The sequence below is a fragment of the Thermus thalpophilus genome (assembly GCF_022760915.1).
Classification (GTDB): domain Bacteria; phylum Deinococcota; class Deinococci; order Deinococcales; family Thermaceae; genus Thermus; species Thermus thalpophilus.
In genome coordinates, this window is the sequence record NZ_JAKTNS010000012.1 from 1 (window position 1) to 25,508 (window position 25,508).

The following is a 25,508-nucleotide window of genomic DNA, read 5'->3' on the forward strand; positions in this document are numbered from 1 at the left end:
CACGCCGCCAGCGTTCACCCTGAGCCAGGATCAAACTCTCCACAAAAAAGACGCCGTAGAGGCGTTTTGGTTTGCTTGGTGTGCCCTATTCCCGCGCTTTCAAGATCCCCCGCCGGTTCAACCGGCGCAACATTGAATCTACCAGCTCCCCCCGTTCCTGTCAAGCACCCTCCTCGGCCAGGGGTAGCGGGAGACGAGGGCCAGCGGGTAGCCTTTAGCCATGGTCCCCCGCTACCAGACCCCGGAGATGGCGGTCCTTTGGTCCGAGGAAAACCGCTACCGCATGTGGGCCTTGGTGGAGGCCTACGCCCTCGAGGCCTGGGAGGCCCTGGGCCAGGTGCCGAGGGGCCTCGCCGCCAGGCTCCTCCGAACCCTGGAGGAAAAACCCCTCACCGAGGGCTTCGCCCGGCGGGTGGCGGAGATAGAGGAAACCACCCGCCACGACCTGGTGGCCTTCACCCGGGCCCTCGCTGAGTGGACCGGGGACGAGGAGGTGGGGCGCTACCTCCACCTGGGCCTCACCAGCTCGGACATCGTGGACACGGCGCAAAACGCTCTTTTGGTGCGGGCCTTGGACCTAATCCAGGAGGAGCTTAAGGGGGTGCAGGAGGCCCTCAAGGCCCTCGCCCTCCGCCACAAGCACACCCCCGCCATCGCCCGCACCCACGGGGTCCACGCCGAGCCCACGAGCTTCGGCCTCCGCTTCCTCTCCTTCTTCGCCGCCTTCCAAAGGGACGAGGAAAGGCTTAAGCGGGCGAGGGAGACCATCGGGGTCGCCATGCTCTCGGGCTCCGTGGGCAACTACGCCCACGTCCCCCCCGAGGTGGAGGCCCACGTGGCCCGGCGCCTGGGCCTCCGCCCCGAGCCCATTTCCACCCAGGTCGTCCCCCGGGACCGGCACGCCGAGGTCATGGCGGCCCTCGCCATCCTGGGGGGGAACATAGAGCGGGTGGCCGTGGAGCTACGCCACCTCCAGCGCACGGAGGTCCTCGAGGCCCAGGAGCCCTTCCACGAAGGGCAGACGGGGAGCTCCTCCATGCCCCACAAGAAGAACCCCGTGGGCCTGGAGAACCTCACCGGGGTGGCGAGGCTCCTTAGGGGTTACCTCCAGCCCACCCTGGAGGACATCGCCCTCTGGCACGAGCGGGACATCTCCCACTCCTCGGTGGAGCGCGTCATCCTCCCCGACGCCACCACCGCCCTCCACTACGCCCTAAGGCGGCTTAGGGGCATCCTCGAGGGCCTGAAGGTCTTTGAGGAAAACCTAAAGCGCAACCTGGACCTCACCCGGGGCCTCGTCTACTCCCAGCAGGTCCTAAACGCCCTCATCGCCGAGGGCCTCCCCCGGGAAAAGGCCTACGCCCTGGTGCAGCGGAACGCCCTCAAGAGTTGGGAGGAGGGGCGAAGCTTCCTGGAGCTTCTGGAAGCCGAACCGGAAAACCCCATCAAGGGGGAAAGGCTAAGGGCCCTCTTTGACCCCCAGGCCTTCCTCCGCCACGTGGACGCCATCTACGCCCGCTTTGGGCTTTAGAATGAGGGAAAGGGCCGCTTGGCCACAAGGAGGGGCATGGAGAAGCTTTACGAGGGCAAGGCCAAGATCCTCTACCCGGAAGGGGAGGACACCCTAAGGGTCTACTTCAAGGACGAGGCCACCGCCTTTAATGCGCAAAAGCGGGGGGTTATCCCCAGCAAGGGGGTGGTGAACAACAAGGTCTCCGCCGCCCTTTTTCGCCTCCTGGAGGCGAAGGGCGTCAAGACCCACTTCCTGGAGGAGGTCTCCGAACGGGAGATGCGGGTGAAGCGGGTGAGGATCCTCCCCCTGGAGGTGATCCTCCGCTATAAGGCAGCGGGGAGCTTCGCCAAGCGCTATGGGCTTAAGGAAGGGACACCCCTCAAGGCGCCCTTGTTGGAGTTTTCCCTGAAGAGCGATGCCTTGGGGGACCCCCTCATCTGCGAGGAAGCCATCATGGCCCTCGGCCTGGCCGCGCCGGAGGCGCTAAGGGAGGTCAAGGCCACCACCTTGCGGGTGGGGGAGATCCTGAAGGACTTCTTCGCGCAAAGGGGCTTGGAACTGGTGGACTTCAAGCTGGAGTTCGGGGAGAAAGACGGGGAAATCCTCCTCGCCGACGAGATCAGCCCCGACACCATGCGCCTTTGGGACATGGCCACGGGCGAACCCATGGACAAGGACCGCTTCCGCAAGGACCTGGGGGGCGTGGAGGAGGCCTACCAGGAGGTCCTAAGGCGGGTTTTGGGAGGCTAGATGCCCAGGTACCAGGCCACGCTCCTCATTGAGCTCAAAGACGGCATCCTGGACCCCCAGGGCCGGGCGGTGGAGGGGGTCTTGAGGGACCTCGGCCACCCGGTGGAGTCCGTGCGGGTGGGAAAGGTTTTGGAAATCGTCTTCTCGGCGGAAAACTTGCTCCAGGCCGAGGAAAAGGCCAAGGCCCTAGGAAGCCTCCTCGCCAACCCGGTGATGGAGGTCTACACCCTGGAGGCCCTCAAGGAACTATGAGGTGGGCCATCGTCCGCTTCCCCGGCTCCAACTGCGACGAAGACGCCCGCTTCGCCTTCGCCAAGGCGGGCATACGGGCGGAGTTCGTCTGGCACACGGAGCGGGACCTAAAGGGCTTTGACGGGGTCTTCCTCCCGGGGGGGTTCAGCTACGGGGACTACCTGAGGGCCGGGGCCCTCGCCGCCAAGAGCCCGGTGATGGAAGCGGTGCGCCGCTTCGCCCGGGAAGGGCGCTTCGTCATCGGGGTCTGCAACGGCTTCCAGGTCCTCACGGAGGCGGGGATCCTCCCCGGGGCCCTCCTCGCCAACCTCAACCTCCACTTCACCTGCAAGGAGGTGGGGGTGCGGGTGGAAAGGGCCGACCTCCCCTTCACCCGGCTTTACCAACGGGGCCAGGTTCTCCGCCTGCCCATCGCCCACGCCGAGGGGCGCTACTACGCCGACCCCGAAACCCTAGGGCGGCTAGAGGGAGAGGGGCAGGTGGTCTTCCGCTACGCCCCCTTGGCGGGGGAAGAGGACTTCAACCCCAACGGGAGCCTGAACGACATCGCCGGCATCGTGAACGAGAAGGGCAACGTCCTGGGCATGATGCCCCACCCTGAGCGGGCCGTGGACCCCATTTTGGGAGGGGAGGATGGGCTTCCCCTCTTCCTGGGGCTTTTACAGGTTCAACGGGAGGCTAGACCATGAAACCCAAGGCCATCACCTTTGACTTCTGGGGCACCCTCTTCACCGAGGGGGAGGCGTTTTTGGAAAAGGTCATGCCCGCCCGGTACGAGATCCTCCTGGACGCCCTTTCCGAAGCGGGCCACCCCGCGGAGGAAAGCGAGGTGCGGGAGGCCTACCGGCAGGCGGCCTTGGCCTTTGAGGAGGCCTGGAAGGCGGGGGAGCACCTGTCCGTGTACGACCGGGTGGCCCGCATCTTCGCCCTCCTGGGCGCCCCCCACGACCCCGGGCTCATCGCCCTCACCGCCAGGAGGCTGGAGGAAACCTCCCTTCTGGCCGACCTCAAGCCCCTGCCGGGGGTGGAGGCGCTAAGGGCCCTGGCCGGGAAGTACCCCTTGGCCATCGTTTCCGACACGGGCATGACCCCGGGCCGCCTCCTCCGGGAGCACCTGCGCAGGCAAGGCTTGGACGTCTTCCAGGCCTATAGCTTCTCCGACGAGACCGGCTTCGTGAAGCCCAAGCCCGAGGCCTTCCTGGCGGCCCTCGAGGCCCTGGGGGTGGCCCCCGAGGAGGCCCTCCACGTGGGGGACCTGCCCCACACGGACATCAAGGGAGCCTTCGGCGCCGGCTATCCCTGGGCGGTGCAGTACGTGGGCCTGAGGGAGGTGAACGGGGAGGTGAAGCCCACGGCCAAGGTGAAGGACCACCGCGAGCTCCTCCCCCTCCTAGAGTGATGGAAGCCTTGGCCAAGGAGTTGGGCATCCCGGAAGGGGAGTACCGGGAGATCCAAAGGCGGCTTGGGCGGGAGCCCAACCGGGTGGAACTCCTCCTCTTCAAGGTGATGTGGAGCGAGCACTGCGCCTACAAGAACTCCCGCCCCCTCCTCAAGGAGCTCCCCAAGGAGGGGGAAGCGGTGCTCCAGGGCCCGGGGGAAAACGCCGGGGTGGTGCGCCTGGGGGAAGGGTGGGCGGTGGCCTTCAAGATAGAAAGCCACAACCACCCCTCCGCCGTGGAGCCCTTCCAAGGGGCGGCCACGGGGGTCGGGGGGATCCTCCGGGACATCATGAGCATGGGAGCCCGCCCCATCGCCCTCCTGGACTCCCTCCGCTTCGGGCCGCCCGAGGAGGCGAGAAGCCGCTACCTCCTCAAGGGGGTGGTCTCGGGCATCGCCTTTTACGGCAACGCCATCGGGGTGCCCACGGTGGGCGGGGACCTTTACTTCCACGAGGGCTACCGGGAAAACCCCCTGGTGAACGCCATGTGCCTCGGCCTCCTAAGGGAGGAGCACCTGAAGCGAAGCCGGGCCTCTTTGGGCCGCCCCATCTACTACGCCGGGGCCAAGACGGGCCGGGACGGGATCGGCGGGGCGGCCTTCGCGAGCCGGGAGCTCAAGGAGGAGAAGGCCGAGGACCGGCCCGCGGTCCAGGTGGGGGACCCCTTCCTGGGCAAGCTCCTCATGGAGGCCACCCTCGAGGCCATAGAGCTGGACCTGGTGGAAGGCGTCCAGGACATGGGGGCGGCGGGGCTCACCAGTAGCCTCTCGGAGCTCGCCCACAAGTCGGGCCTCGGGGTGGAGCTCCACCTGGACCTCGTCCCCACCCGGGAGGAGGGGATGACCCCGGAGGAGCTCCTTCTCTCGGAAAGCCAGGAGCGGATGGTCCTCGTTCCCAAGGAGGGGAAGGAAAAGGCCCTGGAGGAGGTCTTCGGAAGGTGGGGCCTAGACTGCGTACCCGTGGCCAGGACCATCCCGGAAAGGGTCTTCCGGGTCCTCTTTAGGGGCGAGGTGGTGGCGGAGGTGCCCACGGAGGCCTTGGCCGAAGCCCCCACCTACGTGCGGGTGGGGCGGGAGGACCCCGAGGTGCGGAGGCTTAGGGAAACCCCCATCCCCCCCTTAGAGGCCGACCCCCAGGAGGTCCTAAGGAGGCTCCTCGCCTCCCCCAACCTGGCGAGCCGGGAGGCGGTCTACGAGCGGTACGACCACCAGGTGGGGACCCGCACCGCCCTCCTCCCCGGCAAAGGGGACGCCGCGGTCCTCTGGATCAAGGGCACCCGCCTCGGCGTCGCCGCCAAGGTGGACCAAAACCCCCGCTATAGCCGCCTCCACCCCCGCCTTGGGGCCATGCACGCCCTGGCGGAGGCCTGCCGGAACGTCAGCGTGGTGGGGGCGAAGCCCCTCGCCTACACCGACGGCCTCAACCTGGGAAGCCCGGAGACCCCGGAGGGCTACCACGAGCTCGCCGAGACCATCGCCGGGCTCAAGGAGGCGAGCGAGGCCTTGGGCGTCCCCGTGGTCTCGGGGAACGTCTCCCTCTACAACGAAAGCGGGGGCAAGCGCATCCCCCCCACGGCCATGGTGGGGGTGGTGGGGGTCCTGGAGGTGGACAAGCGGGCGGAGATGGGCTTTAGGCGCCCGGGGGAGGTCCTCCTCCTCATCGGGGAGGAACGGGGGGAGCTTGGGGCGAGCGAGGTCCTCTACCTCCTCACGGGAAAGGAGTTCGGCCACCCCCCAAGGCTTGACCTCAGGCGGGAAAAGGCGGTGCAGGAGGCGATCCGGGACCTCATCCAAAGGGGCCTCACCCGAACGGCCCACGACGTGGCGGAAGGGGGGCTTCTTCTGGCCCTCGCCGAGATGACCTTCCCCTACGGGGTGGGGGCCACGGTGGAGGTGCGGGAGGAGGGCCTCGAGGCCCTCTTCGGCGAGGCCCCAAGCCGCGTCCTCTTCACCGTGGAGAAGACCCGCCTCCAGGAGGCCACCCTCCTCCTGGAGGAGCGGGGCCTCCCCTACCGGGTCCTGGGGGAGACGGGGGGGAAGAGCCTCACGGTCCTCACCCCGGGGGGTGTCCTAGAGTGGAGCCTGGAGGAACTGCTTTCCGCCTGGAAAGCGCCCCTCAGGGAGGTGCTGGATGGATAAGCCCCAGGAGGAGTGCGGCATCCTCGGGCTTTGGAGCGAAGGCCCCGTGGACGTGGCGGGGCTTCTCCACCTCGGCCTCCTCGCCCTGCAGCACAGGGGCCAGGAGGCGGCGGGGATGGCGGTCACGGACGGCAAAGCGTTCCTGGTGGAAAAGGACCTGGGCCTCGTGAACCAGGTCTTCACCGAGGAGCGCCTGGGGAAACTCCGCCTTCCGGAGGCCCGCCTGGGCATCGCCCACACCCGCTACTCCACCACGGGCTCCAACCTGCGCTTCAACGCCCAGCCCCTGACCGCCCGCACCGCCCACGGGGTGCTGGCCATCGTTCACAACGGCAACTTCACCAACGCCAAGCCCCTGCGCGACCGCCTCCTCCGGGAGGGGGCCACCTTCCAAAGCACCTCGGACACCGAGGTGATGCTCCTCCTCCTGGCCCGCCTTTCCCACCTCTCCCTCCCCGAGGCCGCCCTCGAGGCCATGCGGCGCCTGGAGGGGGGGTATTCCATCCTCCTCATGGACCGCAAGACCCTCCTCGCCCTCCGCGACCCCCACGGGGTGCGGCCCCTCGCCATCGGCCTAGCCCCTTGGGGCTACGCCTTCGCCTCCGAACCCCCGGCCCTGGAGCTTTTAGGGGCGAGGTACCTGCGGGACGTGCGCCCTGGGGAGGTGGTTTGGGTGGAAGAAGGGGAGTTCAAAAGCCTCCAAGCCCTTCCCCCCGACCCCACCCCTTGCGCCTTTGAGTGGATTTACTTCGCCCGGCCCGACAGCCTCCTGGACGGCACCGAGGCCTACGCCGCCCGGGTGCGGATGGGGGAGGAGCTTTTCCGGGAAGCCCCGGCGGAGGCGGACCTCGTGGTGCCCGTGCCCGACTCCGGCATGGGGGCCGCCATCGGCTACGCCCGGGCCAGCGGCCTCCCCCTGGAGTACGGCCTCTACAAGAACCCCTACGCCGGCCGCACCTTCATCCAGCCCACCCAGGAGCTCCGCGACCTGAAAACCCGCCTCAAGCTCTCCCCCACCTCGGCGGTGAGGGGCAAGCGGGTGGTCCTCATTGACGACTCCATCGTGCGGGGCACCACCAGCCGCCACATCGTGGCCCTCCTCAAGGAGGCGGGGGCCAAGGAGGTCCACTTCCGCGTCAGTAGCCCCCCCATCCGCTTCCCCTGCTACTACGGCATTGACACCGCCGCCCGCAAGGAGCTCATCGCCGCCCAGAAGAGTGTGGAGGAGATCAGGGCCTATATCGGGGCCGACTCCTTGGCCTTCCTCTCGGAGGAGGGGGTCAGGCGGGCCATCGGGGGCCCCGTGTGCCTGGCCTGCTTCAACGGCCGCTACCCCGCGGGCGTCCCCGAGGAGGGGGAAAAGCTCGCCCTGGAGCTCCTCTAGCGCCGCCCCAGGAAAAGCCCCAAGACGAGCCCCAGGACAAGGCCCAGGGCCAAGAAGGCGAAGGCGAAAGCCCCGGTGGAGGCCAGGTGCCAGCCGAAAAACCAGTAGCTACAAACGGCGTAGCGCTCCACCTGCACCCGCACCAGCTCGGGCAGGTCGCGGCTCGTGGTGAAGTTGATGAGGAGGGTGGCGAGGAGCAGAACAGCGAGGGCCAGCAGGGCCCCCCACTTCAAAATGGTGAAGGCGTTCCCTTTCATGGCCTTAGCTTAGCAGCCCCCGAAGACCTATAATCGCCCTATGGTAAGCGCCAGCGTCCGCGACGAGGCCATCTTCCAGCTCATCGCCCTGGAGGAAAAGCGGCAGCGGGAAGGGCTAGAGCTCATCGCCAGCGAGAACTTCGTCTCCAAGCAGGTGCGGGAGGCGGTGGGAAGCGTCCTCACCAACAAGTACGCCGAGGGCTACCCAAACGCCCGGTACTACGGGGGGTGCGAGGTCATTGACCAGGTGGAGTCCTTGGCCATAGAGCGGGCCAAGGCCCTCTTCGGGGCCGCCTGGGCCAACGTCCAGCCCCACTCCGGCTCCCAGGCCAACATGGCGGTCTACATGGCCCTCATGGAGCCTGGGGACACCCTCATGGGCATGGACCTGGCCGCCGGGGGGCACCTGACCCACGGGGCCAAGGTCAACTTCTCCGGGAAGCTTTACAAGGTGGTCTCCTACGGGGTGCGGCCCGACACCGAGCTCATAGACCTGGAGGAGGTGCGGAGGATCGCCCGGGAGCACCGCCCCAAGGTGATCGTGGCCGGGGCCAGCGCCTACCCCCGCTTCTGGGACTTTAAGGCCTTCCGGGAGATCGCCGACGAGGTGGGGGCCTACCTCGTGGTGGACATGGCCCACTTCGCCGGGCTCGTGGCCGCGGGCCTCCACCCGAACCCCCTGCCCTACGCCCACGTGGTGACGAGCACCACCCACAAAACCCTCCGGGGCCCGAGGGGCGGCCTCATCCTCTCCCAGGACCCCGAACTGGGCAAGAGGATTGACAAGCTCATCTTCCCCGGGATCCAGGGAGGGCCTTTGGAGCACGTGATCGCCGGGAAGGCCGTGGCCTTCTTTGAGGCCCTACAGCCCGAGTTCAAGGAGTACAGCCGCCTGGTGGTGGAAAACGCCAAGCGCCTGGCGGAGGAGCTTGCCCGCCGGGGCTACCGCATCGTCACCGGGGGGACGGACAACCACCTCTTCCTCGTGGACCTGCGCCCCAAGGGCCTCACCGGGAAGGAGGCGGAGGAGAGGCTGGACGCCGTGGGGATCACGGTGAACAAGAACGCCATCCCTTTTGACCCGAAGCCCCCCCGGGTCACCTCGGGGATCCGCGTCGGCACCCCGGCCATCACCACCCGGGGCTTCACCCCCGAGGAGATGCCCCGGGTGGCGGACCTCATTGACCGAGCCCTCACGGAAGGCCCCTCGGAAGCCCTTAGGGAAGAGGTGCGCGCCTTGGCCCTCGCCCACCCCATGCCCTGATGCTGGACCTCCTGGTGGTGGTCCCCCACCCCGACGACGAGGGCTTCGGGGCCGGGGGGGCGCTCCTTTTGGCCAAGGCCGCGGGCCTAAGGACGGGCATCCTCACCCTGACCCGGGGGGAGGCGGGGAGGACCCTGGGCCTTTGCCCCCCGGAGGAGTTAGGAAGGGTGCGATCGGAAGAACTCCGGCGGGCGGCGGAGGTCCTGCGGGTGGACTTCCTCGAGGTCCTCTCCTTCCCTAACGGCCTCCCCCGGGAAGCGGAAGGGGGGGAAAGGGGCAAGGCCACGGGGGAAGGCCTCCTGGAACACCCCGAGGCGGAAGAGGCCATCCGAAAGCGCCTCCTCGCCCTAAGACCCCGCTCCGTGATCACCTTCCCCCCGGACGGCCTGAACGGCCACCCCGACCACGTGGCCACAAGCCGCTACGCCCAAGGGGCGGCGGCGGGCCTCGCCCAGGTGGTCTACATGGTGCGCCCGGAAGGCCCCTACCCCGTAACCCACCGCCTGCGCCTGCCCGAGTGGGCCCTCAAGGAGAAGCTCAGGGCCCTCGCCCAGCACAAGACCCAGGCCCTCTCGGTCCTCTCCTTCCTGGAGCGCCACCCGGAGCGGCTTTGGACCGAGACCTTCCACGTGGTGGGAAGGGAGGGCTTGGTGGAGGGGCCATGGTGGTGAGGCTATTGGACCACACCGCCGACATCGGCTTTGAGGTGGAGGCGGAAAGCCTCGAGGGCCTCTTCCAAGCCGCCCTAAAAGGGCTTTTGGCGGTAATGTTCCAAAACCCCCCGGAAGGGGGAAAGAAAGGGCGGCGCCTCACCCTGTGGGCCGAGGACCTGGACACCCTCTTGGTGCGCTACCTAAACGAGCTCATCTACCTGATCCAGACCAAGGGCTTCGTGCCGGGCAAGGCCAAGGTGAGCATCCGGGAGGAGGAAGGGGGCTACCGCCTGGAAGCCCACCTCCGAGGCGAGCCCTTCCAGGAGGCCTTTGGCTTCCAGGGGGAGGTGAAGAGCACCACCTTCCACGGCCTGTACGTGGGCCAGGAAGGGGGGAGGTGGCGGGCCCGGGTGATCCTAGACGTGTAGAGCGGCCAGGGCCTCCCGCACCCGCGCAAGAAGCCCCGCCTCCACCAAGGCCTTGGCCCGGAGGAGGGCGTTTTTCACCGCCAAGGCGTCCGCCGAGCCGTGGCCGACGAAGACCGCCCCCTCCACCCCCAAAAGGGGCATGGCCCCGTACTGGGAGGGGTCCACCCGGGCCTTCACCCGGCGCAAGGCCCCCCGGGCCAACAGGGCCCCCAGCCTGGCCCAGGGGCTAGAGGCGAAGGCCTCCTTGATCCAGGTGAAAAGGGCCTTGGCCTCCCCCTCCGCCAGCTTCAGGGCCACGTTCCCGGTGAAGCCGTCCGTGACCACCACCTCCGCGGTGCCGAGGAAGATGTCCCGCCCCTCCACGTTGCCGAAAAAGCGCTCCCCCAAGGCCGCCCGTAGGAGGGGGTAGGCCTCGAGGACCAAGGCGTTTCCCTTCCCCTCCTCCTCCCCGATGGAAAGGAGGCCCACCTTGGGATGGGCCACCCCGCTGGCCTCGGCGTAGGCCAGGCCCATGGCGGCGAACTGGACCAAAAAGGGGGGGCGGCAGTCGGCGTTGGCCCCCCCGTCCAGCAAGAAGGTGCGCCCCTTTAGGCTCGGGAACTCCACGAGGAGGGCGGGCCGCTCCACCCCCCGGACCCGGCCCAAAACGAACAGGGCGGCGGCCATGGTGGCCCCGGTGTGCCCCATGGAAACCACCGCCTCCACCTCCTTCCGCTTGAGGAGTTCCATGGCCACCCAGATGGAGCTTTCCCGGCGCTTGCGCACCTCGGTGGCGTGCTCCTCCATAGGGATCCAGTCGGGGGCGTGGTGGATGGGAAGCCTTCCCCCAAAACGGGCCAAGGTCGCCTTAAGCCGCTCTTCCTCCCCCACCAAAAGGACCTCCACCCCCTCCCGGGCCGCCAAGAGGGCCCCCTGGACCGTTACTTCCGGGGCCCGATCCCCCCCCATGGCGTCCAGGGCGATCTTCATGCCTGGGGCAGGTGCTTCTCAATCTTGGCCTGGAAGTTGCGCTTGGGCTGCGCCCCCACCAGGACCTCCACGGGTTGGCCGTTTTTGAAGAGGATCACCGTGGGGATGCTCATCACGCGAAAGCGCATGGCGGTTTTGGGGTTTTCGTCCACGTCCAGCTTGGCCACCACCAGCTTCCCCTCGTACTCCTGGGCCAACTCCTCCAGGATGGGGGCGATCATGCGGCAAGGCGCGCACCACTCCGCCCAGAAATCCACCAGGACCAAGGGGTGGCCGCCCAAGAGCTCATCAAAGTTCTGGTCGGTAACCTCCAGGGGCTTCGCCATACCCCCCTACTCTACGGCAAAGCCCCGGAGGGATAAACCCCCCGGGGTCCCTTTTGGGCGCTAACGCTTCCTGCGGCCGCCCTTCTTGCCCTTGCCACCGCCAAACCCCCCGGTGCCCCGGAGGAAGCTCTTGAGCTTGTTCTCAAACTCCGGGGACTGCTTGGGGAGCCGCCGGGGCCGGGGCGGGGGCGCCCCCTCGGGGGCCGGGGTCAGGTCCTTGATGGAAAGGTCCAGCCGGCCCTTGGCGTCCCGACCCTTCACCATCACCTGGACGATGTCCCCCTCGTTGAGGAAGTCCCGGACGTTCTTCACGAACTCGTGAGCGATCTGGGAGATGTGCACCAGGCCCTGCTCCCCGCCCGGAAGCTCCACAAAGGCGCCGAAATCCGTCACCCGCACCACGCGGCCTTCCACGATGCTTCCCGCTTCTATCTCCACTTTCCTTCTCCTCGCGCGGTCCTGCCCGCGATGCCCCCACTATAGCACAAGGGGCGAAACCCCGGAGGCGTCCAAGGCCGCCAAGAGCTCGGCGAAGCCGAGGCCCAAGGCGGGGTGCCGCCCCTCGGGGAGGAGGTCCAAAAGGGGCACCAGCACGAAGGCCCGCTCGTGGAGCCTGGGGTGGGGCACCTGAAGCCCCTCCTCCTCCAGGACCAGGTCCCCGTAGAGGAGGAGGTCCAGGTCAATGGTCCTCGGGCCCCAGCGCTCCTTGCGCTCCCGGCCCAAGGCCCTCTCCACCCCCAAGAGGGCCTCGAGGAGCTCCCTTGGGCCCAAGCCCGTCTCCACCTCCGCCACCAGGTTGAGGTAAGGGGGTTGGGGCGGGCCAAGGGGAGCGGTTTCGTACACGGGGGAAAGGCGGCGGAGATGGGTCTTGGGGAGGCGGGAAAGGAGGGAGGAGGCGGCCAAGAGATAGGCCGCCCGATCCCCCAGGTTGGAGCCCAGGCCCACGTAGGCCAGCACGCCCCCAGTCTATCCCGTTGACACCGGGGGGCCCGCCTCCTACCCTGAAGGGGAGATGGCCGTCCGGGGCAAAACCTAAACCGGCCTGGGAAGCCTGGCTTCCCGGGCCCGTCCCGGGGGTTTTTCTTTGCGGGGGTGCGTATGGTGAAAGAGGACTGGCAGGCGCTTCTGGAGGCGGAGCTCACCCTGGACACCGGGGTCTACACCAAGCACGCCCTCCTCCTCGTCCGCGGCCAAGGAGCCCGGGTGTGGGACGCCGAGGGCAACGAGTACATAGACTGCGTGGGGGGCTACGGGGTGGCCAACCTCGGCCACAGCAACCCCGAGGTGGTGGAGGCGGTGAAGCGGCAGGCGGAAACCCTTTTGAGCATGCCCCAGACCCTCCCCACCCCCATGCGGGGGGAGTTCTACCGCACCTTGGTCTCCCTTCTGCCCCCCGAGCTCAACCGGGTGTTCCCGGTGAACTCGGGCACCGAGGCCAACGAGGCGGCCCTCAAGTTCGCCCGGGCCCACACCGGGCGGAAGAAGTTCGTGGCCGCCATGCGGGGGTTTTCCGGCCGGACCATGGGCAGCCTCTCCGTCACCTGGGAGCCCAAGTACCGGGAGCCCTTCCTGCCCTTGGTGGAGCCCGTGGCCTTCATCCCCTACAACGACGTGGAGGCTCTAAGAAAGGCGGTGGACGAGGAAACGGCGGCGGTGATCCTGGAGCCCGTGCAGGGAGAAGGGGGGGTGCGCCCGGCCACGCCGGAGTTCCTCCAAGCCGCGCGGGAAATCACCCGGGACAAGGGCGCCCTCCTCATCCTGGACGAGATCCAAACCGGCATGGGCCGCACGGGTAAGCGCTTCGCCTTTGAGCACTACGGCGTGGTGCCCGATATCCTCACCCTGGCCAAGGCCATCGGGGGCGGGGTGCCCTTGGGCGTGGCGGTGATGCGGGAGGAGGTGGCGAAGAGCATGCCCAAGGGCGGGCACGGCACCACCTTCGGCGGCAACCCCCTGGCCATGGCCGCCGGGGTGGCCGCCCTCCGCTACCTGGAGCGCACGCGGCTTTGGGAGCGGGCGGCGGAGCTCGGGCCCTGGTTTATGGAACGGCTCAGGGAAATCCCCTCCCCCAAGATCCGGGAGGTGCGGGGGATGGGCCTCATGGTGGGTCTTGAGCTCAAGGAAAAGGTGGCCCCCTACATTGAGCGCCTGGAAAAGGAGCACCGCATCCTCACCCTGCAGGCGGGGCCCACGGTGATCCGCTTCCTGCCGCCCCTCGTCATTGAGAAGGAGGACCTGGAAAGGGTGGTGGAGGCGGTTCGGGCAGTGCTTTTGGCATGATGCGCTTAGACCCCGTGGAGTTCCTCAAGGGGGCCCTGGAGATTCCCTCCCCTTCGGGCGAAGAGCGCTTGGTGGCCGAGTACCTGGCGGAGGGGATGGAAAAGCTTGGGCTAAGGGGGTTTGTGGACGAGGCGGACAACGCCCGGGGCCAGGTGGGGGAAGGCCCCCTCCAGGTGGTCCTCCTGGGGCACATTGACACCGTGCCCGGCCTCGTGCCCGTGCGCCTGGAAGGGAATAAGCTCTTCGGCCGGGGGGCGGTGGACGCCAAGGGGCCCTTCGTGGCCATGGTCTTCGCCGCGGCGGGGCTTTCCGAGGAGGCCAGAAAGCGCCTCACCGTGCACCTGGTGGGGGCCACGGAGGAGGAGGCCCCAAGCTCCAAGGGCGCCCGCTTCGTGGCCCCCCGCTTAAAGCCGGACTACGCCATCATCGGGGAGCCCTCGGGGTGGGAGGGGATCACCCTGGGCTACAAGGGCCGGCTTCTGGTGAAGGCCCGGCGGGAAAAGGACAACTTCCACTCCGCCCACCACGAGCCCAACGCCGCCGAGGAGCTCATCAGCTACTTCGTGGCCATCAAGGCCTGGGCAGAGGCCATGAACGTGGGCCAGCGCCCCTTTGACCAGGTGCAGTACACCCTGCGGGACTTCAAGATCCACCCCGCCGAGCTCAAGCAGGTGGCGGAGATGTTCTTTGACTTGCGCCTGCCCCCCAGGCTCCCCCCGGAGGAGGCCATCCGCCACCTGAGCGCCTACGCCCCCCCTACCCTGGAGCTGGAGTTCTTCGGGCGGGAGGTGCCCTACCTGGGCCCCAAGGACACCCCCCTGACCCGGGCCCTGCGCCAGGGCATCCGCAAGGCGGGGGGGAGACCCGTCTTCAAGCTCAAGACCGGCACCAGCGACATGAACGTCCTGGCCCCCCACTGGAAGGTGCCCATGGTGGCCTACGGCCCGGGGGACTCCACCTTGGACCACACCCCTTACGAGCACGTGGAGGTCCCCGAGTTCCTGAAAGGGATTGAGGTCCTGCGGGAGGCCCTCGAGGCCCTGGCCAAACTCCCCCCAGGCCCTTAGGGGCCTAGGCTAAACTGGGTTCGTGGTTCCGTATTGGCTTGGGCTTCTCGCCCTTCTCCTATTCCTCGGCCTATTCCCCCCCACCGCCCCCTTTAGCGATCGCTTCCTCACCCCCTCCCTCGCCCTCGCCCTGGGGAGCTACCTGGTGGCCCGGCGGGCTCTCCTCTTCGGCCTCGGCCTCCTCTTCTTTGGCCTGGGGGATTTGGGCTGGACTTTGGGGGATCTTCTGGGCTCCGGGAAGCGCTCCTTGGCGGCCCTCCTTTTTGAGTTCCCCTATATCTTCGGGTATCTGGCCTTCACCCTGGCCCTCCTGAAGGTGCCGGGGAAGCCGCCCCGGCTTTCCCTTTTCCTCTTGCCCCTGGTCCTCCTGGGCCTTTTCACCCTCTTCCAAAAAGAGCTGGGCGTGGACCGGCTTTACACCGGATGGGACACGCTCCTCCTTCTCCTCCTCCTGCCCCGGCTGGAACCCCTCTTCCAGGAGCGCTTCCTAGGCGGCAGGGCCCTTTGGGGCGTGGGTTTCCTCCTGGTGCTGGTGGCGGACCTGGCCTACGCCTACCTGGAAGCGGAAGGGGGCTATCCCACGGGCCACCCGGTGCACCTCCTCTGGCCCACGGGCTATGCGCTCCTGGCCTTGGGGGTGCTGGAGGAAGAGGGGGAAAAGGCCGCCTTCGCCCGCCACGCCCTGGCCTTCACCGGGCTTTTCCTCATGCCCGTCCTCCTCTCGGAGCCCACCCCTTGGCCGGTGCGGGCCTTCGCCCTCTACGGGGGGCTTGTGGGCGCTTTGGGCCTCCTTTACGCCCACTACCTGGAGTGGCGGCGCACCGAGGCCCAAAGCCAACGCTGGAGCCAGTTCCTGGAGGAGCTCGCCCGGCTTTCCCCCGGCGTGACCCAGACCCTAAGCCCCGAGGCCGCCCTCCTGGGGGCCTTGGGGGCGGCCCAGGTGCTCTTGCCCCAGGCGGTGGGCCTGGAGGTGCGAAGCCGCCGGGGCCGGGTGGGGGAGCGCACCCCCCACGCCCTGGCCATCCCCATGAACGGGGATAGCGCCTACCTCTACCTCACCGAGCCGCCCAAGGTGGCCATCCCACCCAGCTTCCTTTCCCTTTTGGGGGAGCGGCTCCGCCAGGTGCTCAGGCAGGTGGAGTGGGGGACCCTGGCCCTCACCGACCCCCTCACGGGGCTTTTGAACCGAAGGGGCCTCGAGGCGGAGCTTCCCAAGCTGGTGGCCCTGGCCCGGCGCTACGGCGCCCCGGTGAGCGCCGTGATGCTGGACATAGACCGCTTCAAGCGGGTGAACGACACCTTCGGCCACCCCGTGGGGGACGAGGTGCTAAGGCTTTTGGGCCGCATCCTCCAGGCCAGCGTGCGCAAGGAGGACCTGGCGGTGCGCTACGGGGGCGAGGAGTTCTTGCTCCTCCTCTACGGGGCCGACCGGCAGGCGGCCAAGGAGGTAGTGGAGCGCATCCGCGCCCGCTTCCGCGCGGAGCGGGTGGAGCCCATCCCCTACCCCCTGACCCTCTCCGCCGGCATCGCCGGGGGGGAGGTGCCGGAAGGGGAGGCCCAGGTGGAGGAGTGGCTTCTAAAAGCGGACTACGCCCTCCTGCGGGCCAAGGAAGCGGGGCGGGACCGCGTGACCCTGGCTTGACAAAGGTGCCATCCTTCACTATAGTTAAGGATGGCGACGCGGGGTGGAGCAGCCTGGTAGCTCGTCGGGCTCATAACCCGAAGGTCGCGGGTTCAAATCCCGCCCCCGCAACCAGAAGGCCCCCGGGCACAATGGCCCGGGGGGTTTCGCTTTACCCTTAGGGCATGGACTGGGAGGTGCGGGAAAACCCCAAGCGGCTCGCCAAGGTCTTCCGCTTCAAGGACTTCCGGGAGGCCCTGGCCTTCGCCAACCGGGTGGGGGAGCTGGCCGAGGCCAAGGGGCACCACCCCCGCCTCACCGTGGAGTGGGGCAAGGTGGAGGTGGAGTGGTGGACCCATAGTGCCGGGGGCATCACGGCGAAGGACGAGGAGATGGCCCGCCTCACGGATGCGCTCCTGTAGGCTAAGGGCATGGAGGCGCGGACCCTCGAGCTCGTCTTCCCCGAGCACACCAACCCCCTAGGAGCGGCCTTTGGCGGCTTCGTCCTGGGCCTCATGGACAAGGTGGGCTCCTACGCCGCCGCCCGTTACGCCAAGAAGCCCGTGGTCACCGTGGCGGTGGGGAGCGTGGAGTTCAAGGTCCCCATCCGCACCGGGGACCTCCTGGAGGTGGTGGCCCGGGTGGTGCGGGTGGGGCGCACCTCCTTGACCGTGGAGGTGGAGGTCTACAAGGAGCGCTTCGGCCAGGAGAACGGCCGAATCCTGGCCACCAAGGGCACCCTCACCTACGTGGCGGTGAACGAGAAGGGGGAGCCCGTCCCCGTGGAGGCCCATGCGGGTGCTGATTGACGCCCGGTGCCCCTACTGCCGGGCCTTGGGCGGGGTGCTCAAGGCCCTGGACCTGGGGCAAAGCCTCCGGGTGGAACCCCTCCAGGAGGTCCGGGACCTGGACCAAGAGGCCCTCCTCCGGGAGCTCCACGTCCTGGAGGGGCAAAGGGTTTACCGCGGCTACGGCGCCCTCCTCCACCTGGCCCGCCGCCTGCCCCTCCTTTGGCCGCTCCTCCCCGTCCTCTACCTCCTAGGCCCTGTGGGAAGGCCCCTTTACCGCCTCCTGGCGGCGCGGAGGCCCCGTGCCTGAGCTTCCCGAGGTGGAGACCACCCGGGGGCGCCTCCTCCCCCTGGTCCTGGGCAGGCGGGTCCTGGCGGTGCGCCACCAGGACCCGGGGCGCTACCGCCGCGTGGAGGAGGCGGTGGGGAGGCGGGTGGAGGGGATCGGCCGCCGGGGGAAGTTCCTCCTCTTCGCCCTCTCCGGGGGTTTGGAGATGGTGGTGCACCTGGGGATGACCGGGGGGTTCCGCCTCGAGCCCACCCCCCACACCCGCCTCACCTGGGAGCTGGAGGGGCTACGCCTCCACTTCCACGACCCCCGGCGCTTCGGCCGCATCCTGGTGGTGCGGGAAGGGGACTACCGGGAAATCCCCCTCCTAAACCGCCTCGGCCCCGAGCCTCTATCCGAGGCCTTCACCCTTACCGGCTTCCTCCAGGGCCTCGCCCAAAGCCCAAAGCCCCTCAAGGCCCTCCTCCTGGACCAGACCCTGGCGGCGGGGGTGGGGAACATCTACGCCGACGAGGCCCTCTTCCGCGCCCGGCTGAGCCCCTTCCGGCGGGCCTCCTCCTTAAGCGCCGCCGAGGGGGAGAGGCTCTATCGGGCGCTGAGGGAGGTCCTGGCCGAGGCGGTGGCCCTAGGGGGAAGCACGCTTTCCGACCAGAGCTACCGGCAGCCCGACGGCCTCCCCGGGGGCTTCCAGGAGCGCCACGCCGTCTACGGGCGGGAAGGCCTCCCCTGCCCCGCCTGCGGCGGGCCCATCCGGCGGGGGATGGTGGGGGGCAGGAGCACCCACTTCTGCCCCCGCTGCCAGGCCTAGCCCCCGTAGAACCAGCCCGTGTCCCACATGACCAGGGGCTTGGCCTCGTACCGCACCCCGGCCTCCACCACCTCCGCCACCACCAGGCTGTGGTCCCCCCCGGGGTAGAGGTGGCGCACCTCCGCCTCGAGCCAGTAGGGAAGCTCCGTGAGGAGGGGCAGGCCGAAGGTGGGGGAGGGGACGAAGGGGTGGCCGTTTAGGGTCTCCCCCTCCCTTTGCGTGGGCTTGAAGAAGTCCTGGGCGATGGCCTTCTGGTCCGCGGCCAGGGTCATGAGGGCGAGCCTCCCCGTGCGCTCTATGAGGGCGTGGAGGCGGCTATCCCGCTTCACCCCCAGGGCGACGAGGGGCGGGGTGAAGGAGGCCTGGGTCACCCAGTTCACCGTGCCGGCGGCGTACTCCTCCCCATCCTTGGCGGTGAGGATGTAAAGCCCGTAGGTGAAGCTCCTTAAGACCTTCTTCTTGGCCTCGAGGTCCATGCCCCCATTCTAATCTTCCCGGAGCACCCTTAGCAAAGCCTCGTGGATGCGCCCGTTGGTGGCCACGATGTAGCGGTGGCCCAGGTGGTAGGGCCTCCCCTCCAGGTCCGTCACCCTTCCCCCCGCCTCCTCCACCAAGAGCCACCCCGCCGCCACGTCCCAGGGGTTGAGCTTCACTTCCCAAAAGCCCTCCAGGCGCCCCGCGGCCACGTAGGCCAGGTCTAGGGCCGCTGCCCCCGGCCGCCGCACCAAAAGCCCCCGCCGGAGGGCCCGGGCGAAGTAGGTGAGGTTTTCGGGGTCCTTGGCCACGTCATAGGGGAAGCCCGTGGCGAGGAGGCTTCCCAAAAGCTCCGCCCGCTCCGTGACCCGGATGGGCCGCCCGTCCAGGTAGGCCCCCCCACCCCTTAGGGCGTAGAAGGTTTCCCCCCGGGCCGTGTCCCGCACCACCCCCACCTGGATGACCCCCTCCACCTCGAGGGCCAGGGAAACCCCGTAGAAGGGGAAGCCGTGGGCGTAGTTCACCGTGCCGTCCAGGGGGTCCACGATGAAGCGGAGGGCCTTCCCGCCCTCCCCTCCCCCCTCCTCCCCCAAGAACCCCGCCTCGGGGAAGCGGGAAAGGAGGAGGTTCTTGATGGCCTCCTCCGCCTCCCGGTCCGCCTGGGTCACCAGGTCCGTGGGGCCGGACTTGGTCCCCTGGGTGAAGCCCTTGGCCAAGTAGTAGGCGTGGATGCCTTGGGCCAGGGTCGCCGCCTGCAGGAGGGCCTCTAGATAGGGGTAAAAGGGATGGCCCTTCACGCCCCCATCATAAAGGGCCGCACCTGGGCGAAGAGGGCTTTGAGCCGCTCTGGGCTCTTCACCCCCGGCGCCTCCTCCACCCCGCTCGCCAGGTCTATGGCGTAGGGGCGGAGGGCCAGGGCTTGGGGAGCGTTTTCCGGGGTGATTCCCCCGGCCAGGATCACCCGCTTCCCCGTGGCCAGGAGGGGCTCGGCCCAAGCCCGGGGGTAGGCCTCCCCGCTTCCGGGCCGGGGGCTATCCAGGAGGAGGGCCCAGGCGGGGTACTCGGCCCAGGCGGCATCGGCGGGGCCTTGCAGGGAAAACGCCTTGATCACGGGATAAAAGCGCCCCACCGCCAAGGCCCACTCCGGGGGCTCCCTCCCGTGGAGCTGGGCCACCTGAAGCCCCGCCGCCTCCATGAGGCGGAGCACCTCCTCCGGGGCCTGGTCCCGGAAGACCCCCACCCGGACCACGAAGGGGCCCAAGGCTTTGGCCATCTCCCGAGCCTGCTCCGGGGAGACCTGCCGCTTGGAGCCCGGGGCCAAGACGAAGCCCAGGGCGTGGGCCCCGAGCGCCTCGGCCAGGAGGGCGTCCTCGAGGCGGGTGAGGCCGCAGATCTTCACCCGCACCATGCCCTAGCCGCACTTGGAGTAGCCGCAGGCCTGGCACTTGTAGCAACCTTCCTCCCGCACCAGGGCCTTCTCCCCACAGACCGGGCAAGGAAGGGCCCCGGGCAGGGCCAGGCCCCCTCCGGAAAGGCTCGGCAAGGGCTCCTCCGCCCCCACCATTCCCTTGAAGGCTTGGGGGATGGTTTCCAGAGCCACGGCGATGAGGTCGGCCTTGCTGGAGACGAGCCGGCCCTGGTAGGTGCCGTAAAGCCCCCCGTTGATGCCCCGGAGGGTGCGGACGATGGCCTCGGGGGGAACCCCGTACTGCAGGGCGATGGACACCACCCGGCCCAGGGCTTCGCTGTCGGCGTTGGCCTCGTCCCCCGCCTTGCCCGAGGTGAGGATCACCTCAATGGGCCTGTCCCCCAGGAGGTTCACCGTGACGAGGAAGCTCCGCTTGGTCCCTTCCGGGGAAAGGAGCTTGACCATGTCCGTGAAGCCCATGAGGCGGCCCGGGCGCTCGTAGACGGGGCCCCCTTCCCCCCGTTTGGCCTCCTGCCCTTGCGGCGCTTCGGCGGGTGCCTCCCGCCTCTCTTCCTTCACCTCCTTGTCCTCCTTCTTCACCGTGAGCACCTGGAACTCCCGGGAGCCATCCCGGTAGACGGTGATCCCCTTGCACCCCGTGCGGTAGGCCTCCGTGTAGGCCGCCTCCACGTCGGCCACCGTGGCCTCGTGGGGCAGGTTAATGGTGTTGTGGGAGATGATGCCGTTCACCACATAGCGGTGGACGTCTTCCACCTCTATGTCGTACATCTCCACCTCGCCCGCATCCTCCACCGCCACCACCCGGAAGGCCAGCACCTCCGTGGGCCAACCCAGCCGGTCCGCGGTGCGGTTGTACACGTGGGATACCCCCCTATCCCGCACCGATTTCAGGTTATTGTAGCCGGGGTGGTGTACCCCCACCCGGGTGGCCGCCAGAACCTCCTCGGGCACGAAAACCCTGTACTGCTTGTCCACCCGGGGAATGCGCTTGTGGCTTTCTATGGGCTCCACCAGCTCTTGAAGAGGGCCAGAAACCACCACCGAGTGGACGAAGTACGTCTCCCTAGGCGCCCTCACCTTCTTGCGGCCTTGGTACACCAAGGGCAGCCCGAAGCTGCGGGCCACCTCGGCAGCCTCGTAAGCAAGCCGGCGGCTCCTGCCCTCGTAAAGGATGAGGCCCTGGTCCTGGCGGGCGTACCCGTCCAAGGTCAACCCCCGGAGGAAGGCCAGCTTCTCCTCGGGGCTCCCCTGGAGGATCTGGGAGGGTACCCGCTTCTCCTTAGCTCCCTTGCCGATCAAGGCTTCCACATAGCGGGCCAAGCGCCTAGAAAGTAGGTAAACGTTACGCACCCCCGTGCGCTTGTCCAGGGTGGCCTTGGGCTCCGCGCCGAAGAGTTTGTAGGCCACATTCCGGAAAGCCGCCTCCACCTCTGGGCTCTTGGTGGCGATGCCCACAAAACCCGTGCGCTCCACCGTGGCCCCATCCGCCGCCAACATGCCCAGGAAAAGGGCCAACTCCGGGCTCATGCATTCCGGCAGAGGGAGGGCCTTGGCGTTGGTACGGCGGGGAAAGTCCAAGGGGATAGGAGCGCCCCCTGGGCCATGGGAAGGCACCAACTTCCCCAGCACGAGATCCCCCGGCTTCAGGTCCCGCATAAGGCGCCAACCTTCCGGAGTAAGGACGCGGTGGCTTTCCCAAGCCCCCACCAGCTCGGCGCCGTTGTCCAGGCGCACCCGAACCCCCCGCTTCTTCCCAGCAAAGTAGTGGGCGGTGATGCGGTAGCCTTCAGCCGTGTAAAGGCCCTCCACGGGAACAAAGGTGTCCTCGGGGTGAGGTGGGGCGATCTCTTCCACGGGGATAAGCCCACGAGAGGTAGGTATCAAGGTGCCCTTGGCAAGGCATTTGGAGAGGGAGTTCCCGGCGTACCCCTCGGCGTCAAAGGCCCGCTGCACCACCCCCTGCATGCGCACGTGGTCCAGGGGGTGGATGTCGTGGGCGCACAGGAAGACCTTGCGGATGGGCTCGGGCACGAAGGGGAGGTTCTGCACCGAGCCGTGCCCGTCCTTCTGGATCTCCTCAACGATCTTGTCCCAGTCCCACTTGCCGTCCTTCTCGTAGCCGGGGGCGGGCGGGAAGGCCTCCATGAGCTCCACGAAGAGGGGGTGGAGGAGGGGCTTGTACTCCCCGCCGATCCTGCGCCAGACGAAGGGGCTGAAGACGGGCTCAATCCCGCTACTGACCCCCATGAGCATGCTGGTGGTGCCCGTGGGGGCCACGGTGAGGACGGCCACGTTGCGCCGGGGCTTGATGCCCAGGGCCTCAAAGTACTCCCGGTGCTCTTGGTAGAGGGGGAAGGGCCCCCGCTCCTCGGCCAAGTCCTCCGAGGCCCTTATGGCCTCCTCCCGCATGGCGGAGAGGATCTCGTAGACCTTCTGCCGGGCCGCTTGGGAGTTGTAGGGAAGGCCCAAGCGGATGAGCATGTCGGCGAGGCCCATGACCCCAAGCCCGAGCCTGCGGAGCCTCTTGGCCGCCTCCTCGTTGTCTTTGAGGGCGAAGCGGTTCACGTCCAGGACGTTGTCCAGGAAGCGGATGGCGGTGCGCACGTCCTCCCTGAAGGCCTCCATCTGGAACTCCCCGTCCTTCACGTAAGCGGCGAGGTTCAGGGCGCCGAGGTCGCAGGGCTCGCCCACGGTGAGGGGGATTTCCCCGCAGTTGTGGCAGACCAAGCCGTTGGCGATGAGGCTATGGGTCACGGGCTCGGTGAGGTCGTACACGGGGGCTTCCCCCAGGGCCTCGAGGCGCTCCACCACCGCCACAAACGGCTTGCGGTAGCTCCCTCGAGGGCGGTCCTGGAGGTAGGCGCAAAGCCTCGCCTGCTTCTCCTCCTGCAAGAAGCCCACCACCTCGGCGAAGCGGTCCCGGCCTCTACCCCCAAGGATAAGCTCGTACTGCTCCGCCACAGGGTATTCCTTCAGTCCACCCCGCCCATCAGGCAAGGAGGTTTTACCCGCAGCACGGCGCCGGTAAATCTTGCCGAAGATGCCGAGGTTGAGGAGAAGGAGCTGCACATCCTGCAGCAACGCCAGGCTGGAGGAGGCCAATCGCACCGTGGCGTCCTTCTTGCCCGGGTTCAGCTGTACCGAGCCATCGGCGCTAAAGAGCCCCTGGAGGAAGCCCACCACCGCTTCCCGGGGAGCCCGGAAAAGGCTTTCAGGGACCCGCCTCTCCGTGGCCTTGGCCACCTTGACCCCAAGCGCCTGGAAGAACTCGGCGGGGATGCGCTTAAAGTGCAGGTGGTAGGTGTTGGAGGAGGTTTCCTGGAGGGTCCCTCCGCCCAACCAATCCCGAAGAAGGTCTACAAGCCAACCAAGCGCCTGGAAATCCTCCCGGGAGAAGTAAAAGCCCACCCCGTCTTCCCGCAGGTAGCCATCCCCCACAAGCCACCCCAAAGCCACGCCCAGCTCCCGGCTCCACTGGGTGGGAAGGTTGGCGTACTGTGCCCGCACATCGGCCCTTCCCGCCCCGCCCCGGCTCCCGGCGGTGGCCACCCGCTCCCGAACCACCGCCAAGGCGGGGGCTGGGAGGGCCACCTCCTTGGGGAAAAGGCCCTCCCCGCTTTGGACCAGGATCCGATCCCCTGGACGGAGACTCCCCACCTCCTGGTAGCCCAGAGGGGTAAGGACCGGGTGGTCGGGGGTAAGGGTGAGCTCCAGCCCCTCCCGCGTCCTCAGGCGGACCACCGGTTTCACCCCGGTGAAGAAGGCCTTGGCCGCCCGGCGCACCGTGGTGCCTTCGTGGGGCATGGGCCGGCCCACACCCCCAAACGGAGCGCGGTTGTCCGTGACCAGGAAAAAGCCTTCCGGCTTCTGCGCCAGTTCGGCGATGGGAACCAGGCCGTACTCCGTGGGCACCCGGGTAGAACCCACGAAACAGGGGTTGGTGGAACGTATCTGGTAGCGCTCCCCCAACCCCTTCAGGGCCGAAAGGGCGTTGACCCGGTCCACGAAGATGAGCCCCGGCTCCCCCGTGGCCCAGGCGTGCCAGGCGATCTCGTGCCAAAGCCAGCGGGCGGGTACCTTCCCCTCGTAAAGGGGGATGGCCTTGGCCCCGTCCTCCCGCTCGGGGAGCTCGGGCACCTTCCCGGTGTAGGGGCCCTCCAGGGGATAAGGGTAGTACTTGCCGGGGACCTCAATGGGGGTCACGGGCCAAAGGGCGTCCTGCTCCAAGGCCCGCATGAAGGCGTCGCTTACCAGGACGGAGATGTTGAAGGTGGAGATGTCCCCTTCCGCCTTCTCCCGGTCCAGGTCCTTGGCGGTGAGGAAGTCCAGGAGGTCGGGGTGCTCAATGGACAGGGTGGCCATGCCCGCGCCGCGGCGGGTGCCCCCCTGCCGCACCACCCGGAGCACGGGGGCGTAGACGTAGCGCAAGGTGGCCACGGGGCCCGCCTCCTCCGCCCCCAAGGCCGCCCACTCCAGGAAGTTGTCAAAGATCTCAAAGAGGAAGCTCACAGGGCCCGAGCTCGTTCCCCCGCTTCCCCGGATGGGGGCGCCCTCGGGCCGAAGGAGGGAGAAGTCCACGTGGGGCACAAGCCCCCGCCGGGCAAGGTCCGCCGCCTCCTTGGCGGCCTCCACGATGCCCCCCATGTCGTCGGGCACCCGGATGACGTCCCCCGGGGGCTCCTGGACCAGGGCCACCCCGTAGCGCTCCGCCAAGGCCTTTAGCTCAGGGGAAACCTCCCCGTAGACCACCCGGGCGAAGTTCTTCAGGGCGATCTCCTCCTTGGGGCCATCGGGGTTGATGGGGGGGCGCATGAGGCCGCGGATGAAGTCCTCCACGTCGGGGTGGCCTGCGGAAAGGTAGGCCACCCCCTGCACCGCCCGGCGCTTCCTCGTGCCCCGGGAGCGGTAGGGGTCCAGGTTCACCCCGTTCCCCCCGCCCACCTTGGTGACCAAGGCGAGCTTCTTGGCCACCTCCATGATGCCCGCGAAGCTTTCGGGGGGGTTTTCCGTGGCCCCTTGCACGAAGCAGTTGAGGAGGTTGCCGTGGGCGGTGCCGGCCCCGGCCAGGATGCGCCCGCCGGGGGAGAAGCGCTTGCTGCTCATGAGCTCAAAGAACTTCTCCTCCCAATAAGCCCGCTCCTCGGGCTTTTCCGGCTTGGCGATCTCCCGGGCCACCCGGCGGAACATGCCCAGAATATCCCCGTCCCCGGGCTGGAGATACTGGCGCTTGGCGATGGCTTGGGCGTGTTCGTCAAAGAAATAGCGCTCCATAACCCCTCCTAAATCCCCCCATATCTTGGGGCTTACGGCCTGAATGCTACTACTCCTTGAGTCTTCGTGGCAAGTGGGGGGGCTCACACTTCCCCCCCACCCAAACGAG

General features: G+C 68.1%; 26 protein-coding genes and 1 tRNA gene. 18 read left to right on the forward strand and 9 right to left on the reverse strand.

Features of this window, described 5'->3' with window-relative positions; translation table 11 throughout:
• Nucleotides 1-220 precede the first annotated feature (220 nt).
• From purB to purF, 7 genes are read left to right on the forward strand one after another with little or no spacing between them, the layout of a single operon-like run.
• Nucleotides 221-1,531 (forward strand): adenylosuccinate lyase, encoded by a 1,311-nt coding sequence (gene purB / locus L0D17_RS05770; RefSeq protein ID WP_243094406.1) that lies wholly within the window; start codon nt 221-223, stop codon nt 1,529-1,531.
• A gap of 36 nt (nt 1,532-1,567) precedes the next feature.
• The gene (gene purC, locus L0D17_RS05775; protein ID WP_243094407.1) at nt 1,568-2,263 is read left to right on the forward strand and encodes a phosphoribosylaminoimidazolesuccinocarboxamide synthase; all 696 of its coding nucleotides are present in this window, start codon (nt 1,568-1,570) and stop codon (nt 2,261-2,263) included.
• The gene (purS, locus tag L0D17_RS05780) at nt 2,264-2,515 is read left to right on the forward strand and encodes a phosphoribosylformylglycinamidine synthase subunit PurS (protein WP_039458269.1); all 252 of its coding nucleotides are present in this window, start codon (nt 2,264-2,266) and stop codon (nt 2,513-2,515) included. It begins immediately after the preceding gene.
• Nucleotides 2,512-3,204 (forward strand): phosphoribosylformylglycinamidine synthase subunit PurQ, encoded by a 693-nt coding sequence (gene purQ / locus L0D17_RS05785; RefSeq protein ID WP_039458265.1) that lies wholly within the window; start codon nt 2,512-2,514, stop codon nt 3,202-3,204. Before purS ends, purQ begins: the two co-directional genes overlap by 4 nt.
• Nucleotides 3,201-3,914 (forward strand): HAD family hydrolase, encoded by a 714-nt coding sequence (locus tag L0D17_RS05790; RefSeq protein WP_243094408.1) that lies wholly within the window; start codon nt 3,201-3,203, stop codon nt 3,912-3,914. The genes purQ and L0D17_RS05790 overlap by 4 nt, the downstream gene beginning before the upstream one ends.
• On the forward strand, nt 3,914-6,091 hold the full coding sequence (gene purL / locus L0D17_RS05795) for a phosphoribosylformylglycinamidine synthase subunit PurL (RefSeq protein ID WP_243094409.1): 2,178 nt from the start codon (nt 3,914-3,916) through the stop codon (nt 6,089-6,091). The genes L0D17_RS05790 and purL overlap by 1 nt, the downstream gene beginning before the upstream one ends.
• Complete coding sequence (gene purF / locus L0D17_RS05800) at nt 6,084-7,475, forward strand: amidophosphoribosyltransferase (protein ID WP_243094410.1); 1,392 nt, start codon at nt 6,084-6,086, stop codon at nt 7,473-7,475. The genes purL and purF overlap by 8 nt, the downstream gene beginning before the upstream one ends.
• Here purF and L0D17_RS05805 read toward each other — a convergent pair.
• Complete coding sequence (locus L0D17_RS05805) at nt 7,472-7,732, reverse strand: hypothetical protein (RefSeq protein ID WP_039458257.1); 261 nt, start codon at nt 7,730-7,732, stop codon at nt 7,472-7,474. The two genes, purF and L0D17_RS05805, sit on opposite strands and share 4 nt — an antisense overlap.
• Before the next feature lie 40 nt (nt 7,733-7,772).
• Here L0D17_RS05805 and glyA point away from each other — a divergent pair, with 40 nt between their 5' ends.
• The 3 genes from glyA to L0D17_RS05820 are packed head-to-tail and all read left to right on the forward strand — an operon-like array spanning nt 7,773 to nt 10,077.
• Nucleotides 7,773-8,996 carry a serine hydroxymethyltransferase gene (glyA, locus tag L0D17_RS05810; protein WP_243094411.1) on the forward strand — a complete coding sequence of 408 codons (1,224 nt, stop codon included), beginning with the start codon at nt 7,773-7,775 and terminating at the stop codon, nt 8,994-8,996.
• 2 nt (nt 8,997-8,998) lie between these two features.
• Entirely contained in the window at nt 8,999-9,667 is a 669-nt protein-coding gene (locus L0D17_RS05815; RefSeq protein ID WP_243094449.1) for a PIG-L deacetylase family protein, read from the forward strand.
• Nucleotides 9,658-10,077 (forward strand): archease, encoded by a 420-nt coding sequence (locus tag L0D17_RS05820; RefSeq protein WP_039458252.1) that lies wholly within the window; start codon nt 9,658-9,660, stop codon nt 10,075-10,077. Before L0D17_RS05815 ends, L0D17_RS05820 begins: the two co-directional genes overlap by 10 nt.
• Here the strand turns inward: L0D17_RS05820 and plsX are convergent.
• From plsX to folK, 4 genes are read right to left on the reverse strand one after another with little or no spacing between them, the layout of a single operon-like run.
• Nucleotides 10,066-11,046, reverse strand: a complete 981-nt coding sequence (gene plsX, locus L0D17_RS05825; RefSeq protein ID WP_243094412.1) for a phosphate acyltransferase PlsX — start codon at nt 11,044-11,046, stop codon at nt 10,066-10,068. The genes L0D17_RS05820 and plsX overlap by 12 nt on opposite strands.
• Nucleotides 11,043-11,372 carry a thioredoxin gene (gene trxA, locus L0D17_RS05830; protein ID WP_039458248.1) on the reverse strand — a complete coding sequence of 110 codons (330 nt, stop codon included), beginning with the start codon at nt 11,370-11,372 and terminating at the stop codon, nt 11,043-11,045. Before trxA ends, plsX begins: the two co-directional genes overlap by 4 nt.
• Nucleotides 11,373-11,432: 60 nt before the next feature.
• Nucleotides 11,433-11,810, reverse strand: coding sequence for a S1 RNA-binding domain-containing protein (locus tag L0D17_RS05835; RefSeq protein ID WP_039458246.1), 378 nt, complete (start codon nt 11,808-11,810; stop codon nt 11,433-11,435).
• A 39-nt stretch (nt 11,811-11,849) separates the two neighbouring features.
• Complete coding sequence (folK, locus tag L0D17_RS05840; protein WP_039458244.1) at nt 11,850-12,329, reverse strand: 2-amino-4-hydroxy-6-hydroxymethyldihydropteridine diphosphokinase; 480 nt, start codon at nt 12,327-12,329, stop codon at nt 11,850-11,852.
• Nucleotides 12,330-12,470: 141 nt separating this feature from the next.
• Here folK and lysJ point away from each other — a divergent pair, with 141 nt between their 5' ends.
• The 8 genes from lysJ (at nt 12,471) to L0D17_RS05880 (ending at nt 18,225) form a co-directional block, all read left to right on the forward strand.
• On the forward strand, nt 12,471-13,652 hold the full coding sequence (lysJ, locus tag L0D17_RS05845) for a [LysW]-aminoadipate semialdehyde transaminase LysJ (RefSeq protein ID WP_243094413.1): 1,182 nt from the start codon (nt 12,471-12,473) through the stop codon (nt 13,650-13,652).
• Nucleotides 13,649-14,719 (forward strand): [LysW]-lysine hydrolase, encoded by a 1,071-nt coding sequence (locus tag L0D17_RS05850; protein WP_243094414.1) that lies wholly within the window; start codon nt 13,649-13,651, stop codon nt 14,717-14,719. Before lysJ ends, L0D17_RS05850 begins: the two co-directional genes overlap by 4 nt.
• 22 nt (nt 14,720-14,741) lie before the next feature.
• Nucleotides 14,742-16,361, forward strand: a complete 1,620-nt coding sequence (locus L0D17_RS05855) for a GGDEF domain-containing protein (protein WP_243094415.1) — start codon at nt 14,742-14,744, stop codon at nt 16,359-16,361.
• Nucleotides 16,362-16,398: 37 nt separating this feature from the next.
• Nucleotides 16,399-16,475: transfer RNA gene (locus tag L0D17_RS05860), tRNA-Met, on the forward strand.
• A gap of 50 nt (nt 16,476-16,525) precedes the next feature.
• Entirely contained in the window at nt 16,526-16,762 is a 237-nt protein-coding gene (locus L0D17_RS05865; RefSeq protein ID WP_039455458.1) for a 4a-hydroxytetrahydrobiopterin dehydratase, read from the forward strand.
• 9 nt (nt 16,763-16,771) lie between these two features.
• On the forward strand, nt 16,772-17,149 hold the full coding sequence (locus L0D17_RS05870; protein ID WP_243094416.1) for an acyl-CoA thioesterase: 378 nt from the start codon (nt 16,772-16,774) through the stop codon (nt 17,147-17,149).
• A complete protein-coding gene (locus L0D17_RS05875; protein ID WP_243094417.1) occupies nt 17,133-17,438 on the forward strand; it encodes a DCC1-like thiol-disulfide oxidoreductase family protein in 306 nt (101 codons plus the stop codon). Before L0D17_RS05870 ends, L0D17_RS05875 begins: the two co-directional genes overlap by 17 nt.
• The gene (locus tag L0D17_RS05880) at nt 17,431-18,225 is read left to right on the forward strand and encodes a DNA-formamidopyrimidine glycosylase (RefSeq protein WP_243094418.1); all 795 of its coding nucleotides are present in this window, start codon (nt 17,431-17,433) and stop codon (nt 18,223-18,225) included. The genes L0D17_RS05875 and L0D17_RS05880 overlap by 8 nt, the downstream gene beginning before the upstream one ends.
• On the opposite strand, the gene L0D17_RS05885 is transcribed toward L0D17_RS05880, so the two are convergent.
• Genes L0D17_RS05885 through L0D17_RS05900 form a run of 4 tightly spaced genes read right to left on the reverse strand, consistent with a single transcriptional unit; the run spans nt 18,222 to nt 25,399 of the window.
• Nucleotides 18,222-18,701: a flavin reductase family protein gene (locus L0D17_RS05885; RefSeq protein ID WP_039455452.1), complete on the reverse strand. Its 480-nt coding sequence runs from the start codon at nt 18,699-18,701 to the stop codon at nt 18,222-18,224. The genes L0D17_RS05880 and L0D17_RS05885 overlap by 4 nt on opposite strands.
• 9 nt (nt 18,702-18,710) lie before the next feature.
• On the reverse strand, nt 18,711-19,496 hold the full coding sequence (locus L0D17_RS05890; RefSeq protein ID WP_243094419.1) for an inositol monophosphatase family protein: 786 nt from the start codon (nt 19,494-19,496) through the stop codon (nt 18,711-18,713).
• Nucleotides 19,493-20,104, reverse strand: a complete 612-nt coding sequence (locus L0D17_RS05895; RefSeq protein WP_243094450.1) for a phosphoribosylanthranilate isomerase — start codon at nt 20,102-20,104, stop codon at nt 19,493-19,495. Before L0D17_RS05895 ends, L0D17_RS05890 begins: the two co-directional genes overlap by 4 nt.
• A 6-nt stretch (nt 20,105-20,110) precedes the next feature.
• Nucleotides 20,111-25,399, reverse strand: coding sequence for an LAGLIDADG family homing endonuclease (locus L0D17_RS05900; RefSeq protein WP_243094420.1), 5,289 nt, complete (start codon nt 25,397-25,399; stop codon nt 20,111-20,113).
• Nucleotides 25,400-25,508: the final 109 nt, after the last annotated feature.

Excerpts from the sequence above, each read along its gene's own strand:
- purB (WP_243094406.1), top strand. The coding sequence starts at position 221 with ATGGTCCCCCGCTACCAGACCCCGGAGATGGCGGTCCTTTGGTCCGAG.
- purC (WP_243094407.1), top strand. The coding sequence starts at position 1,568 with ATGGAGAAGCTTTACGAGGGCAAGGCCAAGATCCTCTACCCGGAAGGG.
- purS (WP_039458269.1), top strand. The coding sequence starts at position 2,264 with ATGCCCAGGTACCAGGCCACGCTCCTCATTGAGCTCAAAGACGGCATC.
- purQ (WP_039458265.1), top strand. The coding sequence starts at position 2,512 with ATGAGGTGGGCCATCGTCCGCTTCCCCGGCTCCAACTGCGACGAAGAC.
- L0D17_RS05790 (WP_243094408.1), top strand. The coding sequence starts at position 3,201 with ATGAAACCCAAGGCCATCACCTTTGACTTCTGGGGCACCCTCTTCACC.
- purL (WP_243094409.1), top strand. The coding sequence starts at position 3,914 with ATGGAAGCCTTGGCCAAGGAGTTGGGCATCCCGGAAGGGGAGTACCGG.
- purF (WP_243094410.1), top strand. The coding sequence starts at position 6,084 with ATGGATAAGCCCCAGGAGGAGTGCGGCATCCTCGGGCTTTGGAGCGAA.
- L0D17_RS05805 (WP_039458257.1), bottom strand. The coding sequence starts at position 7,732 with ATGAAAGGGAACGCCTTCACCATTTTGAAGTGGGGGGCCCTGCTGGCC.
- glyA (WP_243094411.1), top strand. The coding sequence starts at position 7,773 with ATGGTAAGCGCCAGCGTCCGCGACGAGGCCATCTTCCAGCTCATCGCC.
- L0D17_RS05820 (WP_039458252.1), top strand. The coding sequence starts at position 9,658 with ATGGTGGTGAGGCTATTGGACCACACCGCCGACATCGGCTTTGAGGTG.
- plsX (WP_243094412.1), bottom strand. The coding sequence starts at position 11,046 with ATGAAGATCGCCCTGGACGCCATGGGGGGGGATCGGGCCCCGGAAGTA.
- trxA (WP_039458248.1), bottom strand. The coding sequence starts at position 11,372 with ATGGCGAAGCCCCTGGAGGTTACCGACCAGAACTTTGATGAGCTCTTG.
- lysJ (WP_243094413.1), top strand. The coding sequence starts at position 12,471 with ATGGTGAAAGAGGACTGGCAGGCGCTTCTGGAGGCGGAGCTCACCCTG.
- L0D17_RS05850 (WP_243094414.1), top strand. The coding sequence starts at position 13,649 with ATGATGCGCTTAGACCCCGTGGAGTTCCTCAAGGGGGCCCTGGAGATT.
- L0D17_RS05865 (WP_039455458.1), top strand. The coding sequence starts at position 16,526 with ATGGACTGGGAGGTGCGGGAAAACCCCAAGCGGCTCGCCAAGGTCTTC.
- L0D17_RS05870 (WP_243094416.1), top strand. The coding sequence starts at position 16,772 with ATGGAGGCGCGGACCCTCGAGCTCGTCTTCCCCGAGCACACCAACCCC.
- L0D17_RS05875 (WP_243094417.1), top strand. The coding sequence starts at position 17,133 with ATGCGGGTGCTGATTGACGCCCGGTGCCCCTACTGCCGGGCCTTGGGC.
- L0D17_RS05885 (WP_039455452.1), bottom strand. The coding sequence starts at position 18,701 with ATGGACCTCGAGGCCAAGAAGAAGGTCTTAAGGAGCTTCACCTACGGG.
- L0D17_RS05900 (WP_243094420.1), bottom strand. The coding sequence starts at position 25,399 with ATGGAGCGCTATTTCTTTGACGAACACGCCCAAGCCATCGCCAAGCGC.